The organism is Pseudomonas sp. GW822-FHT02D10, from assembly GCF_058802345.1.
Map to the genome: position 1 here is coordinate 338,163 of NZ_JBXAOB010000001.1, position 14,096 is coordinate 352,258.

Genomic DNA, 14,096 nt, shown 5'->3' on the forward strand with positions numbered 1-14,096 from the left:
CTATCGTGGCAGGGGAAACGTCGCCGTAAACGTAGTGCCCTCTTCTATCGAAGAGTTCACCCTCACATCGCCGTGATGTGCTCTGACAATCTCTCTCACAATGAACAGCCCGAGCCCAACGCTGCGCAGTCCCGCATTATTGTGACTGCCGCGAATCATCGGTTCGAACAGGTTGTCGAGCAGCGCTGAGGGGATCGGCGTGCCATTGTTGTGCACGGCAATGATCACCCGGTTCTCAAACCGCGAAGTCACTGTGACTCCACCCTCAGCCGTGCCATAGGCAATCGCGTTGGCAACCAGATTGCCAATAAGCTGGTATAGCCGATCACTATCGGCAATGAATTCGCCTTGGCCAACACAGCGATGGGTCAGCGTGTGCTCAGGGAACGCCAGACTCAGCTCGTCCAGGCATTCGCCCACCAGTGTGTGCAAATCAACCGGCTTTAAGGAAACCGCAATGCTTCGCCCGACTTGCCTCAGGGTGAAGTCCAGCAGGTCTGCCACCAGATGCTGTGCGCGCTCGGCTGCGTGCGTGATGTGGGCGAGCATTTGTACTTGTTTAGGAGGCAAGTCACGACCTCCGAGCAATTGCGAAGCCATTTTTATTGCGGCCAACGGATTGCGCAGATCGTGACTGACAATCCCGATCAACTGTTCGGCAAACAGCGCCCGGTCTTCTGCCGCAGCATAGTTGCTACATAACCCGTCCCGCGCAGCGTCCAGTACGTGTTGGGCCTTGAGGTTCGCCGCCAGATATCGTTCAGCAAGCATGCGTGCAGCGAGAGGCCGGTCGTCAGACTTGAACAGCCTCATCTCATGAAACGTGCCGTGATACGCAATGCCGGGTTGCACGCTATTCACTCCAATGCAAGTTCAGTGTTCCGATGGACTTACCATCGAGTGCAATGGTGTGGCGCTCTTCATGGCCATTCAAACTGGCAATGACCAGGTATTTATTTGCCGGTAATTGCGCGTACACGATGGGCCCTACCTGACTCAGCGACAACAGGGGGGTACCTTTTTCGCTCTGGATCACCACGTCGACATTGCTGACGTACTGATTGGCCGATCCGGTTGAAAAGGTCATGTGGAGGTTGTAGCCCTGAGTCTGGAGCAAGGCCTTTGACTCATCCAGGCCAATGCCACCCGTCAGATAGCGGATGCCGTTCTGCTCTTGCGGTTCCAACTGTACGGCCGACATGTCGACCGGCTCTGCGGTGGCTGCATGCAGCACCAGGGGAGACAAACCCAGCAATAGGGTCAGGGCGAGTCTTGAAAGTGTCCGTGAATGATTGAACAGCATGATAAACACTCCTTGAATCGTACTAAAACGAATGACAGTAGCGTGGGAGAACTACTTTTTGATTTCGTGCCCAATGATTCCGCCGACGGCCGCACCACCGACAGTACCCAAGGCGCTGCCTCCAGTCAGAACGGCCCCTCCGACAGCACCGACGCCAGCACCAATGGCCGTGTTGCGCCCTTGTGTCGACATACTGGGACAACCACTCAAACTGATGAGCAAGGCAACCGTTACGGCGCCGAGCGTAAATTTCTGCAGGGTTTTCATGTTTTCTCCGGTAAATGACTGGCAGCAATCTGCCTGGCATTCAGAGTGCGCGTAGTGGCCGAATCGGGTCTGTGCGTTAGTGCACGCAGGGCTGTTTATTAACAGGTTGATGACAGGAAGTAGTCGGCGTTAATGCTGTCGCGCGCTCCCGCGGCGAATATCTCCCCACTATTCACCGCAACCACTATTTGAGCGCGGGATTATTTGTCGATTGCCGTCATATCCTCCCTAATAACAACAACACAATCAGGACAATAACGACTACGCCTAATAAACCGCTCGGCGCATAGCCCCAGCTTCGGCTGTGCGGCCATGTCGGAATGGCGCCAAATAGCAGCAAAATCAGCAAGATCAACAGTAGGGTTCCCAAGCTCATGGCTTTTCTCCTTGCGTCTGCGAGCAGGTGGATGTTGTGCAGGCGGTGAGACCTTGATCTGCGCGTTGCAGGCTACCAACTTGACGCAAGTACCCGGTGCGGTCTGTACGGCAACACACATATTGTCAGTGTTTGATTGATCAGAGGCGCGGTCGTTGTTATTCCACTTGTGCAACTGTTTTTTTGCGCAATTTAGATTGCCCAGTGTGTGATGGCGTACAGAACGCTGCGACGATCAGGCACAGAATAAAAATAACCACAGAGAAGCCTTCGCTGCAGCAGGTAAAACCATGAACACAATGACCGAATCCGCCCTGGCACAGCGTATTAATGCACAGTGCCATCCATTGATGCGCTACCTCCACAAATTGAGTGGCGTACGCTATTTGGCCGCCTATGACCAAGCCGGGAGTTATGAGCTGAGCCCCATAAACGGCCGCGCAAAACACGCCACCGACAGCGAGTTAGCCGATACGCAAGTCTGGGAGAGACTGCCTTAGGCAGCCTCTCTAACCCAGTTGATCGATCATCACTGCATTGCTGTAGTCGGGCTTATCGTTTGATCAGCGAAATCTTGGTGCCTTCAATGCTGACGCCCGCCATCAGGCCTTGCTGGTCAAAGACAAACGCATAGGCATCGTCCTTCAATGTCGAACTGGACAGGTTTTTCGCAGCCCCTTGGTCAACCAGCACAACGGTCGGACCTACACCAATTTCCCAACCCTTGGTCTCGCGCACATAGTTAACCGCCTTGTCAGTCATCAAGAACACGGCATAGGCATAGGACTGGGCACCTGCCTGCAAACCCCATGAACCGGTCACAGTGTTGTAGTAATTGTCTACTTTTTTGCCATTGAACATGACCCCCTCACCATAACTGCCACCAAACACCAGGCCCGCTTTGATAACTTTAGGGAACACCAGCACAGCCTTGGCAGTACGCGACATGGTTTCGGCCAACGGATTGGTTTTGTAGAGGATTTGCAAGGCATGTCGGGAATCCTGGTCCAGATCCTGGGCCGTTGCGGCGCTTGCGGTATTGAGCAAACCGGTTGAAGCCAGCGACAGGGTTGCGAGCGCGATAAACAGAAGTGATCGTAGTGAGGTTGTCATGGTTGAACTCCAATGCCAGCGATACAAACGATGCGGCAAACCAATAACCATCAGGATGGGCAGCCGCCGACTGTTAATTAGAGTGTAGTAGCGACCGTCCCATGTCTGTTCGGTGGCGCACACACTGCCAGCCGCTGAAAGGCTTCACGATGAACTGCGCAAACAGCTCCGACTCTGAGTTCAAGGCCCCACGCATGACCTGTGGGAGCGAGCTTGCTCGCGAAGCGGCCATCACCCCCAACATCTCCGTTGGCTGACACTCCGCCTTCGCGAGCAAGCTCGCTCCCACAGGGTGTGTGGTCTTAATCAGGCCTCGGCGTTTGCGTGAGGTGCTGGGTTAATTGCGATAGCCAATCATCTGCGCTAGCGTCGACGACAGGGTTGCAAACGGGAGCTGTGTGCAATGGCCACGATCGAACTGCACCGCGCACAACGGGATGAACTGGACTGCATCGAAAACCTGATGCAGTTCTATCTGTACGACTTCAGCGAGTGGCTGCCGCTGAAGATTGGCGCCCATGGTTTCTTCCCCCTTCAGCCCATGCTCGACTACTGGCGAAAGCCTGCGACGCAGCCGTTCCTGATCAAGGTTGACGGGGAGATCGCCGGGTTCGTGACGGTTGACGACGCGGTTCGTTTTGACGACGTGCAGTACAACATCGGTTATCTCTTCGTCAGCCGTCGCTATCGAGGCTGCGGCGTCGGGAAGTTTGTGGTGTCTGCCCTGCTCCAGCAGCTTCCCGGTCAGTGGCAGATTTTTCATATCGATGCCAATCAGCCGGCCCAGGCGTTTTGGTCAAAAATCATCCCTGAGCTGACCCAGGGTCAGTTCACTCGCCATCAGCTTCCCCTCGACGGCTACCCGTGCACGCTGTTCAAGTTTCGGTTCACTGAGGCTTGAGCCGCTGCCTGCATCGAATAGGCAGGCAATGGCTGGCGAAGTCCAGTCTCTGCGTCCAGACTCTGGTCAATAGCCGATCCCCTGCGCTGACGACTCGAGGTCTTGTGCATGCTGCTCTTCCTGTTACCTCAGGCTGACTACGACCCCACCGAAAGCAGCGTGCCCTGGCAGGCAGTACATGACGCCGGGATCGAGGTGCGCTTTGCGACGCCGCAAGGCTTGCCGGCCTATGCCGACGCGCGCCTGGTGGACATCGGTTTCGGGCCGCTGAATTCGCTGCTGATGACCCGCAAAGAGGATCTTCAGCGTTACGCCGCCATGACCGTCGACGAACATTTCAGGTCGCCCATGGCCTACACCGAGGTCGACCCCGAGCAGTTCGAGGGGCTGGTAATCCCCGGTGGCCATGCCAGGGGCATGCGCAGTTTGCTGGAATCCGAACACGCCCGGCGGATTGTCCGGTACTTCTTTAATGCACAGAAACCGGTCGCGGCGGTCTGCCATGGCGTATTGCTGCTGGCCCGTACGCTGGATGCCGACAACGTACTGTCGGTGCTGCACGGTCGCAAGGTTACCGCGTTGCTGGCCAACACCATGGAGCTGCCAGCCTGGTGGGTCACCGCGCCGTGGCTCGGCCGTTACTACCGCACGTACCCGCAAACAGTACAGGCTGAAGTCACCGCGGCATTGGCCAGCGTCCATGACTTCTTGCCGGGGCCGCGATTCGCGCAACGTGATTCGACAGAAAACCCGCAACGCGGGTTTATCGTCCGCGACGGCAACCTGCTGACCGCACGCTGGCCAGGTGACTGCCACCGTTTTGCGGCGGAGTTGGTCAGCATGGTGCTCCAGGCACGCGGTGTTCAGACCTCGCGCCGCGCCGACTGGACAGTCGGCATGCATTGACGGCGTCGGCGTGTTTCACACGCGCCCGCTGACCGACCACCAGCGCGGCAACAACTGCTGAACCTTGCTTTCGCCAAAACGGTCATCGATCAGCATCACCACGCCTTTATCCTGCTGGGTCCGAATTACCCGTCCGGCGGCTTGCACCACCTTCTGCACACCGGGAAACAGGTAGGTGTAGTCGTAACCTGCGCCGAAGATCGCCGCCATGCGCTGCTTCAGCTGCTCGTTGACCGGGTTCAGTTGCGCCAATCCCAATGTTGCGATAAAGGCGCCGATCAGCCGTGTACCCGGCAAGTCGATGCCTTCGCCGAACGCCCCACCCAACACCGCAAAGCCGATGCCCTGGCTGGTGGGCGTGAACTGCTCCAGAAAGGCCCGACGCCGGGCTTCGTCCATGCCGCGTGACTGTGACCACAGGTTGATCTGCGGCCAAGTCTCGGCAAACAGCTGCGCCACCTGTTGCAGATAATCAAAGCTGCTGAAAAACGCCAGGTAATTGCCGGGACGCTCAATAAACTGTCGGGCCATCAACTCGACAATCGGCGCAAGCGAGACCTGCCGGTGCACGAATCGGGTGGAGATCTGGCTGACAATCTGCACCTTGAGCTGCTCGGCGCTGAACGGCGACTCAACGTCGATCCACACCGTAGTCGCCGGCAACCCGAGCAGGTCGGCGTAATAGCGCTGCGGGCTCAAGGTCGCGGAAAACATCACGGTGCTGCGCGCCGCCATCAGACGCGGGCGGATGAAACCGGCCGGTACCACGTTGCGCAGGCACAGTTGCGAAAGGCTGCGCGTGTTGCCGAGGTCGCGCTTGCTGATGTCGAACAGGAAATGCTCATCGAACAGCTCGGCGACCCGAATGAATTGCAGCGCATCGAAATAGAAGCTCTGCAATGCAGCATCCAGCCCTTGCGGGTGATCGTTGAGGTAATCGCCGATGGCGGTCGTGCAGAGCGACAGCGCCTGCAACAGTTTTTCCGGGGCCTTGGCGTAGGCCTGATAAGGGCTGATCTGTGTTTTGTGCAGCGCGTTCCATTCACGGTTGACCCGCTGCAAGCCCTTCTTCAGCACCTCGGGAGCGTTTTTGCGCAGGGTATTCAAGGTAAATTGATCGAGGCTGGCGCTGTACATCTGCCGACCACGCTCCACCAGATTGTGGGCCTCATCCACCAGCACCGCGACCTTCCACTGGTTGGCCTGGGCCAAACCGAACAGCAACGCACTGAAGTCGAAATAGTAGTTGTAGTCGGCAACCACCACGTCAGCCCAGCGGGCCATTTCCTGGCTCAGGTAATACGGACAGACCTGATGTTCGAGAGCGATCTCACGCAGGGCCGCTTGATTGAGCAAGGTCACCTGACTCGCAGCCTGACGTGCCGCCGGCAAGCGATCGTAAAAGCCTTTCGCCAACGGACAGGATTCGCCGTGACAGGCCTTGTCCAGGTGCTCGCAGGCTTTGTCGCGAGCAATCATCTCAAGCACTCGCAACGGTAAATCGTCGCTGCTGTCGACGATCACCTGAGCCGCATCCAGCGCCAATTTTCGTCCGGGAGTCTTGGCGGTGAGAAAGAACACCTTGTCCAGCTGTTGCGGCGCCAGCGCCTTGAGCATCGGGAACAGTGTGCCGACCGTTTTGCCGATGCCGGTCGGAGCCTGGGCCATCAGGCAGCGACCGGTGCTGACTGCCTTGAACACCGATTCGGCGAGGTGACGTTGCCCCGGGCGGAAGTCCGGGTACGCAAAGCCCAGCACCTGCGCGGCCTGATTGCGTGCTTCACGATGGGCCATTTCCTGCTCGGCCCACTGCAGAAACAGCCCGCACTGCAGCGTGAAGAAACGCTCCAGTTCAAGCGCGCTCCAGGTTTCGACCAGGCTGGTTTCCTTTTCGCTGACGATATCGAAATACACCAGCGCCAACTTGATCTCGGCCAGCTGCAATTTCTGGCACATCAACCAGCCGTAGATTTTCGCCTGGGACCAATGCAACTGACGGTGGTTGGCCGGCATCCGCTCCAGTTCGCCACGGTAGGTTTTGATTTCCTCAAGACGGTTCTGGCCGGGGTCATAACCGTCCGCCCTGCCCCTGACCTTCAACTGCCGATATTCGCCTTCAAGGGCCACTTCGTTTTGATAGGTCTCGCTGCGCCGCGAAGCGACAGTGCGGTGACCCACGATGCCTTCCAGGGCTGTCGGCGACGGGGTAAAGCGCAGGTCGAGATCACCGACCTTGGCGGTGAACTCACACAACGCACGCACTGCAACGCGATAGCTCACGCCTCAGCCTGAGCCTGAGCCTGAGCCTGAGCCTGAGCCCATTGCACGTAGCAGACCGCGACCGGCATCTGGTGTTCGTGGCAGAACTCCAGCCAGCGCAGTTGGTTGTCTTGCAGGCGATCGCCTGGGCCTTTGACCTCGATCATCCGGTAGGTCTTGTGTTGCGGCCAGAACTGGATCAGGTCCGGCATTCCGGCGCGATTGGCCTTGATGTCCAGCAACAGGCGGTTGAACCAGTGCTTGAGGTGTTCAGCCGGCAGACAGTCCAGCGCTTGCTCAAGCAGCTCCTCGGTCAGCACTCCCCAAAACACAAAGGGCGACTGCACACCCGACTTGGCGCGAAAGCGCTGGCGGATGGTCTCGGCATAACGCCCATCGTCCAGCTCTGCCAAGCACGCCTGGAACAGATCGGCACGCCGGGAATGAAAATCTTCGCTGAGCAGGTCCACCGGCCCGCGCTGGAACGGGTGAAAAAATGCCCCCGGCAACGGTGCGAAAATCGCCGGCCAGCAGAGCAATCCGAACAACGAGTTGATCAGGCTGTTCTCGACGTAATGCACCGGTGCCGTGGGTTCATCGAGATGAGCCTGAACGTGGAACTCGACCGACAGCGCCGGGTCGACTCGCGACAGGCTCAGGTCCAGACGTTCAACTTCGCGCGGCTTGATCCGTGGCGCCGGCGGCCCGCCGAGTTTGCGCCGCAACCTGGGCAGCACCCGCAACAGTTGTTGCTGCTCGGCGGCGCTCTCCGGCGTGTGTTCGGCGTCGGTCGCCAACTCCAGGGCCAAGTGAAACTCGGCGCAACGCTCCAGCACCCGGATCAAGCGCAACCTGGCGCCGGGGTACGCACACTCGCGGTAGATCGCCAGCGCTGCCGGGAAATCGGTGATGCGCTCGCAGTGTTGCCCGATCTGGAACAGCAGCTTGGCGCGTCGCCGCTCCAGCCAGGGGTTGGCGGTTTGCACTGCCTGGATCTGTTCGACGACCTGTTCCAGCGCCTCCCCGGCTTCAAAACGCAGCTGACAATCGTGCAGATAGAGAAACGCCTCGACGTCGTCACGACTACGCAAGCCTCGGGACTCGGCGCAAAACTCGACTTTCTCGTAGGTAAAGATCCCTAGATCCGCCAGGACGAACTCCGACCAATCCTGATACAGGTTGCCGAAGAACATCAGCCGCAAGCGATCGCACAGGTCCATGATGGTCAGGCTCAACAACCGGTCATCCAGCGTCGGGCACCAATTCTTGAAGGACTGCGCCTTGGTGAACTGCCCGCTCAGTGCGGCCAGCCACTCGGACTTCTTCGCTTTGGGTTGTTCGATGACCGTGCTGAAGCACTGAAGGATTTCCGGTTTGAGCAGCACTTCGAACAGTTGCTCAATCGACAATGGCGCCTGTTCGTCAACCCAGCCAAGGTTCAGCAAGGGTTCTGCCGCGCGGGCGATCTCGCCTATTTCGGCGTAGTGCAACTTGCCGAGACGAAAATGCTCGCCCTTGCGCATGACCATTCTGACCAGCAGTGCCTGAGACGCACGCCGCAACTGGCCAAACTCAACGATGAATTGCTGCTCCTCCGCGCTCAGCACATCGGCATAGCGCTGCTCAAGCCAGGCGAGCACTTGTTGAAAGTTGTTCAGGTAATAGAACGGATCTTCGAGCGGATTGACTGTCACAGATTGAAAGCGCCATGGCGAGCGGATACTGGTTATGCGTACAGATATCAGCTGAGGCTGGTGCTGGCAAATAGAAAAAGATCAGCGGAGGGTTTTGTGTAATGCCTGTCAGTAAGACGCAGAACCTGGGGGATTGGTATTACCCGATTTTGTGGCTTTTTCCGCCATAAACCGAACTTTCCTGAAGCCCGGCGCGAACCGACGTTCGCGCCGGGCTTTTTAACCTCAGGCGATGACCGCGCCTGAACTGGCCAGGTGATCGAGCCCAACCCCGACCAGCGTCACCGAGTCATTGCCGAAGCTCAGTACAGTATCCGTGCCCACAGCCTTGGCGTGATCGCGCACATCATAGCTCTGCCCTACGCCCTCGACGCCAAGGAACACCAGTTTGTCGCTGGTCTGATAGCCAACGATCCGGTCGTTGCCGAAGTCGCCGCTGAACAGGAAGGTATTGTTGCCACCTCCCGACTCCATCAGGTCGTTGCCGGCACCGCCAACCAACACGTTATTGCCTTTACCACCGATCAGATGATCATTGCCGTCCAGGCCAAACAACCAGTCACCGGCCGCATGCGCCGTGAGGACGTTGTCCGCGGCATCGCCCTTCACCGATGACGCGTACTGGGTCAGCACATTGCCGGCCTGCAAGCCCTTGTCAGTAACGCTATGGGTCACGTCATCCTTGAGCAAGCCCCAGAGGAACCCCGGCTCTTTGCTGGTCAGGCTGCCAATGTCGCGGGTGATGCTGATTCCGCCGTTGGCATCGCGCACGTACAGGGTGCCGGCGCCGTCATTGGCGAAGTCGAAGTTTTTCACCGATTGCTGCAGGTCCAGGGTATTGCTGCCCTTACCGCCCAGGATGATGTTGTAACCACCGGCATCCCTGAACGTGTCGTTGCCGTCGCCGCCCTCCAGGTAGTCATTGCCTTTGCCCCCCTGGATCAGGTCGTCACCGTTACTGCCGATGATAAAGGTGCTGCCCTTGTGGGTTTCGGCGTTGCGGTTGAGGTCCTGAACCCAGGTGTTGCTGCGGGCCGGGTCCGACAGGTTGGCGACGATAATCGTCGAGTCCTTGCTGGTCAGGTCGTAGAACTTCGACTCCAGCACCCGGGTCATGCCATCGCCGTAACCGGTGGGCAGATGGGAAATCCAGGTCGGGACGTTGACGATCGAAAACGGCAGCAGGTTCCAGGCGGCCGAGGCGTAATGGTCGTTGAAGCTGACGATGTTGTTGGTCGCCGAGTCCTGATGGGCATCGTGTACGCCCACCGATGACAGGTTCAATGTTGAACCGTCCAGCGCGCGGAATACCGGATCGTTTTCGTAGCCGATGTTCAGCACTTTGTCGGTGCTGCTTTGGGTCGGTGACGCATAGGCGATGTAGTTGGAATCCTTGTAGAAACCGTTCCAGTGATCGCCGCTCAGGTCCGCCAGACTATTGACCGCCAGCCCGCCGAGGCTGTGGCCGCTGACCAACACGTCCTTGCCAGTCAAGCCATTGGCTGCGGCAAACGCGGCGACATCCTTGAGCAATGAACCAAAGGCTTCGCCGACGTAATTCCTGGCGTAGTCCTTGGGGCCCAGCGCCGCCATCAGGTCGTTGATCACATCGCCGATGGAGTCGCTGATCTCGGATTCACGGGGGCCGCTGGTGCCGCGAAATGCGACACCGATTTCCGTGAGATGGCCTTGAGCGTCGTACTTGCCGAGGATCTCGACTTGAGCCGTGGTGTAACCGGCTTTCTCGCCAAAGAAGGTTCCCCGCGCATCGACCTTGCCGCCATAGCCTAACTGGCTGGCGGTGATCGGTGTCCAGCCGGCCTTTTGCACCGCATCCAGCGCGGCTTTTTCCGAGTCGGGGTTCCAGGGAACACCGGGAATCACCCCTTGCGAGTCCGTGCCACCGATCAGCGCGGTGACCAGTGTCGCCGGCAGTCCGAGGCCGAAACCAGTGTGCTGATAGCCCGTGGCGAAGCCATTGTCGAGGTTGTGATAGGAATACAGCGTGATCGCCAGCGCATCGGAAAACAGTGCTTTTGAATCGACTGAATTGTGGTTTTTGTAGTCATAGACACCCATGGTATTGCCCCTCTCTTTGTTGAAATTGTCAGAGATAGCTCACGCAGCTGGAACGCCCCGCAGCGCAGGGCGCTCTATTCTTGTGCTGCGGTTTAAGCAAAGACGATCCCCGCACCAGACAGGTTGTCCAGGCCGACACCGACCAGCGTCACCGCGTAGTCGCCGACCTTGAGCAGCGTGTCATTACCCAATTGCGAAACGTGCTGGCTGTAGTCATAGCCCTGCCCTGCGCCTTGAACGCCCATGAACACCAGCTTGTCGCTGCCCTGGTAACCATTGATGGCGTCGGAGCCGAACGCGCCGCTGAACAGGAAGGTGTTGTGGCCGCCGGAGGCATACATGACGTCATTGCCCTCGCCGCCCACGAACGTCACCTGGCTCTTGTCGCTGCGCAGTACGTCGTTGCCCGACAGCCCGAACAGCCAGTCACCGTCGGCGGTCGCCACCAGCGAATTGCCGTAGGCATCGCCGTTGAGCGAGTGGTTGTAGTGCATCAGCTCGGTGCCGGCCAACAAGCCCTTGTCGGTGACGTTATAGGTAACGTCCTTGTTGAGCAGGCCCCACATGGCCCCCGATTCCTTGCTGACCAGCGCGCCAATGTCGTGGGTCATGCTGATACCGCCGTAGCTGTCGCGCACATACAGCGTGCCGTCGCCATCGTGGGCAAAGGTGAAGTTCTTCAGCGGTTGTTGCAGTTCGAAAACGTTCTGCCCTTTGCCGCCGAGCAGGATGTTGTAGCCGCCAGCGTCCCTGAAGGTGTCATTGCCGTCGCGGCCTTCCAGGAAGTCGTTGCCCTTGCCGCCCCGCAGCAAATCGTTGCTGTCGGTGCCGATAATGAAAGTGCTGCCGGTGTGCGTTTCACCACTGCGGCCCAGGTCTTCGATCCAGCTGCTGGCGCGCAACGATTCCGACAAGGTCGAGACCAGGATCGTCGAGTCCTTGCTGGTGAGGTCGTAGAAGCTTGAATCGATCACCCGGTTCAAGCCGTCGGCATACCCGAGGGAGCTGTGGGCCGCCCAGTGCTGCGGGTTGGCAATGCTGAACGGGGTCATCTGGGTGGACACGTAGTGATCGTTGACGTTGACGATGTTGTTGGTCGCCGACGCCTGTGGCTTGTCGTGCTTGTACAGCGACGAACTGCTGAAGGTCGTGCCGTCGAGTACGCGAAACACCGGGTCGTTTTCGTAACCGATGTTCAGCACATGAGTACCCGCCGAGCTTTGGGTCGGCGAGGCGAAGGTCATGTAGCTGGCGTCCTTGAAGTAACCGCCCCAGTGGTCGGCACTCAATTCGGCCACGCTGTTGGCGCCCAGACCACCCAAACTGTGGCCGGTGATCAGCACGTCCTTGGCGTTCAGGCCCTTGGCGCTTGCGAATGCGGCGACGTCCTTGAGCAAGGTGTCGAAGGCGTTTTTGGCGTAGTTCTTCGCATAGTCTGTCGGGCCGATAGCGGCCAGCAGATTGTTCTTCATATCGCCGTAAGTGTCGCTGTAGCCCAGGCCTCCTGTGCCACGAAACGCGATACCGAGGGAGACCAGCTTGCCCGCGGCGTCGTACTTGGCCAGCACCTCGGCTTCGGCGCTGGTGAAGCCGTCCTGCTCGCCGAAAAACGTGCCTTGGGCACCGACCTTGCCCTGATAGCCCAATTGTCCGGCGGTGACCGGCGTCCAGCCGAAGGCCAATGGCTTACCGGTCGGCGTGTAGGCGTACAGCGTCAATGCAATCGCATCGCTGTACAACGCCTTGCTGGCCTCGCTACCGAACGTCCTGTAATCAAAAACACCCATATTCTTGCCTCTTGGTTATGGCTGTAGCGTGTTGCGGTTTTTCAGATCGGAACTGCCATTACGCGGGCCGAAGGCTTCATCGACCTTGGCCAGGTCCTCTTCGCGCAAGTTGCCGGCGTAGTAATGCAACTTGGTCCAGGCCATCAAATAGTCATAACGGGCCTGGGCCAGGTCACGGCGCGTGGTGTAGAGCTGCTGTTCGGCGTTCAGCGCGTCGAGGTTGACCCGCTCGCCGCCGAGGATGCTTTGCCGGGTCGAGACCACCAGCGCTTCGGCCGAGGTCAGGGCCTTTTGATAGGCGCGCAGCTTGCTCACGCCCGACAGGCAGGCGCTGAACTGGCGACGCAGTTCGATCAGGGTTTCGCGGGTTTTCGAGTCCAGGTCGTATTCGGCCTGCTCCATCGAGCGACTGGCCTGACGCGTCGATGCCGACACCCCGCCGCCGGCATACAACGGCACGCTGACCTCGATACCGATGGTGTTGGTGTCGTATCGCTGGTTGTAGGTGTTACCGCTTTCCGACTCGTTCTTGCGCGCTGTCGCATAGGCGCTGACCCTGGGCAGGTGTCCGGCGCGATTGCGCTCCACTTCGAACCGCGCCACTTCAACCGCCTGACGCTGGGAAGCGAGGTTCGGGTTGTTGCTCAGCGCGAGCTCATGCCAGCTGTCGAAATTGGCCGGTTGCAAGGTGAACGACTGAAAGGAGTCACCCAACGGCTCGAGGTCCTTGATATCAATATCCCGCGTGCCGATCAGCGCGCCCAGCTCACGCAAGGCAGCGTCTTGCTCGTCGCGGGCCTCGATTTCTTCGGCGGTCGCCAGTTCGTAACGCGATTCCGCTTCGAGAATATCGGTACGAGTGCCCTCGCCCTGACGGAACATCTGTTCGTTCTGCTGGAACTGCCGTTCGAAGGCCTTTTTCTTCGCTTGCGCGATGTCGATCTGGTCCTGGGCAAACAGCGCCTGGGTGTAATAGGTCAGCACCCGTACCAGCAGTTCCTGGCTCTTGCCGCGAAAATTTTCATCGGCGAACAGCGATTGCGCCACGCCCTTGCGATACGCCGCGTACGCCTCGTAGTCGAACAACGGCTGTTGCAGGCTGAAGGTCGAGCCGTAGCTGTTGTAGTTGCGGTCGTCGGTCTGGTTGCGGCGGCGCTCGTCCAGGGAAGTGGCCTTGGAGTTGTTGCGGCCCTTGTTGTAGTTGTACGACAGTTTTGGCAGCAGACCGGCGCGACCAATCGTGCGGTTTTCCAGGCCGGCATCGCGCTCCTTGATCGCGCCGAGGAAGATCGGATCGTTGCGCAGTGCCTGTTCGTAAACCTCGAATGGCCCCATGGCGTGAACGTGGGTGCAGACCAGCAATGCAATGGCGGTCCCGAGAATGGAAAGCTTGCTCATACGACGGGACATC

General features: G+C 58.8%; 12 protein-coding genes. 2 read left to right on the forward strand and 10 right to left on the reverse strand.

Translation table 11 applies throughout. The features are described 5' to 3' along the window. From AC1RPZ_RS01580 to AC1RPZ_RS01600, 5 genes are all read right to left on the reverse strand, one after another. On the reverse strand, window positions 1-771 hold the full coding sequence (locus tag AC1RPZ_RS01580) for a sensor histidine kinase (RefSeq protein ID WP_493134106.1): 771 nt from the start codon (window positions 769-771) through the stop codon (window positions 1-3). Between the two features lie 82 nt (window positions 772-853). Continuing rightward, complete coding sequence (locus tag AC1RPZ_RS01585; RefSeq protein WP_493134108.1) at window positions 854-1,303, reverse strand: carboxypeptidase regulatory-like domain-containing protein; 450 nt, start codon at window positions 1,301-1,303, stop codon at window positions 854-856. A gap of 51 nt (window positions 1,304-1,354) precedes the next feature. After that, on the reverse strand, window positions 1,355-1,570 hold the full coding sequence (locus AC1RPZ_RS01590) for a YMGG-like glycine zipper-containing protein (protein ID WP_493134110.1): 216 nt from the start codon (window positions 1,568-1,570) through the stop codon (window positions 1,355-1,357). Between the two features lie 217 nt (window positions 1,571-1,787). Next, the gene (locus AC1RPZ_RS01595) at window positions 1,788-1,946 is read right to left on the reverse strand and encodes a DUF3309 family protein (RefSeq protein WP_493134112.1); all 159 of its coding nucleotides are present in this window, start codon (window positions 1,944-1,946) and stop codon (window positions 1,788-1,790) included. Between the two features lie 552 nt (window positions 1,947-2,498). Then, window positions 2,499-3,059 (reverse strand): lipid-binding SYLF domain-containing protein, encoded by a 561-nt coding sequence (locus AC1RPZ_RS01600; RefSeq protein ID WP_493134793.1) that lies wholly within the window; start codon window positions 3,057-3,059, stop codon window positions 2,499-2,501. A 403-nt stretch (window positions 3,060-3,462) separates the two neighbouring features. Here AC1RPZ_RS01600 and AC1RPZ_RS01605 point away from each other — a divergent pair, with 403 nt between their 5' ends. Next, window positions 3,463-3,960 carry a GNAT family N-acetyltransferase gene (locus tag AC1RPZ_RS01605; protein WP_493134114.1) on the forward strand — a complete coding sequence of 166 codons (498 nt, stop codon included), beginning with the start codon at window positions 3,463-3,465 and terminating at the stop codon, window positions 3,958-3,960. Between the two features lie 108 nt (window positions 3,961-4,068). After that, window positions 4,069-4,866 (forward strand): DJ-1/PfpI family protein, encoded by a 798-nt coding sequence (locus tag AC1RPZ_RS01610; protein WP_493134116.1) that lies wholly within the window; start codon window positions 4,069-4,071, stop codon window positions 4,864-4,866. A gap of 15 nt (window positions 4,867-4,881) precedes the next feature. Here the strand turns inward: AC1RPZ_RS01610 and AC1RPZ_RS01615 are convergent, their stop codons facing one another. From AC1RPZ_RS01615 to AC1RPZ_RS01635, 5 genes are all read right to left on the reverse strand, one after another. Then, window positions 4,882-7,146: an ATP-dependent DNA helicase gene (locus tag AC1RPZ_RS01615; protein WP_493134118.1), complete on the reverse strand. Its 2,265-nt coding sequence runs from the start codon at window positions 7,144-7,146 to the stop codon at window positions 4,882-4,884. Beyond that, window positions 7,143-8,819, reverse strand: coding sequence for a VRR-NUC domain-containing protein (locus tag AC1RPZ_RS01620; RefSeq protein ID WP_493134120.1), 1,677 nt, complete (start codon window positions 8,817-8,819; stop codon window positions 7,143-7,145). Before AC1RPZ_RS01620 ends, AC1RPZ_RS01615 begins: the two co-directional genes overlap by 4 nt. 225 nt (window positions 8,820-9,044) lie before the next feature. Then, complete coding sequence (locus AC1RPZ_RS01625) at window positions 9,045-10,898, reverse strand: polyurethane esterase (RefSeq protein WP_493134122.1); 1,854 nt, start codon at window positions 10,896-10,898, stop codon at window positions 9,045-9,047. A gap of 92 nt (window positions 10,899-10,990) precedes the next feature. Continuing rightward, a complete protein-coding gene (locus tag AC1RPZ_RS01630) occupies window positions 10,991-12,685 on the reverse strand; it encodes a polyurethane esterase (RefSeq protein ID WP_493134124.1) in 1,695 nt (564 codons plus the stop codon). 15 nt (window positions 12,686-12,700) lie between these two features. Then, entirely contained in the window at window positions 12,701-14,095 is a 1,395-nt protein-coding gene (locus AC1RPZ_RS01635; protein WP_493134126.1) for a TolC family outer membrane protein, read from the reverse strand. Between the last annotated feature and the right edge of the window lies 1 nt (window position 14,096).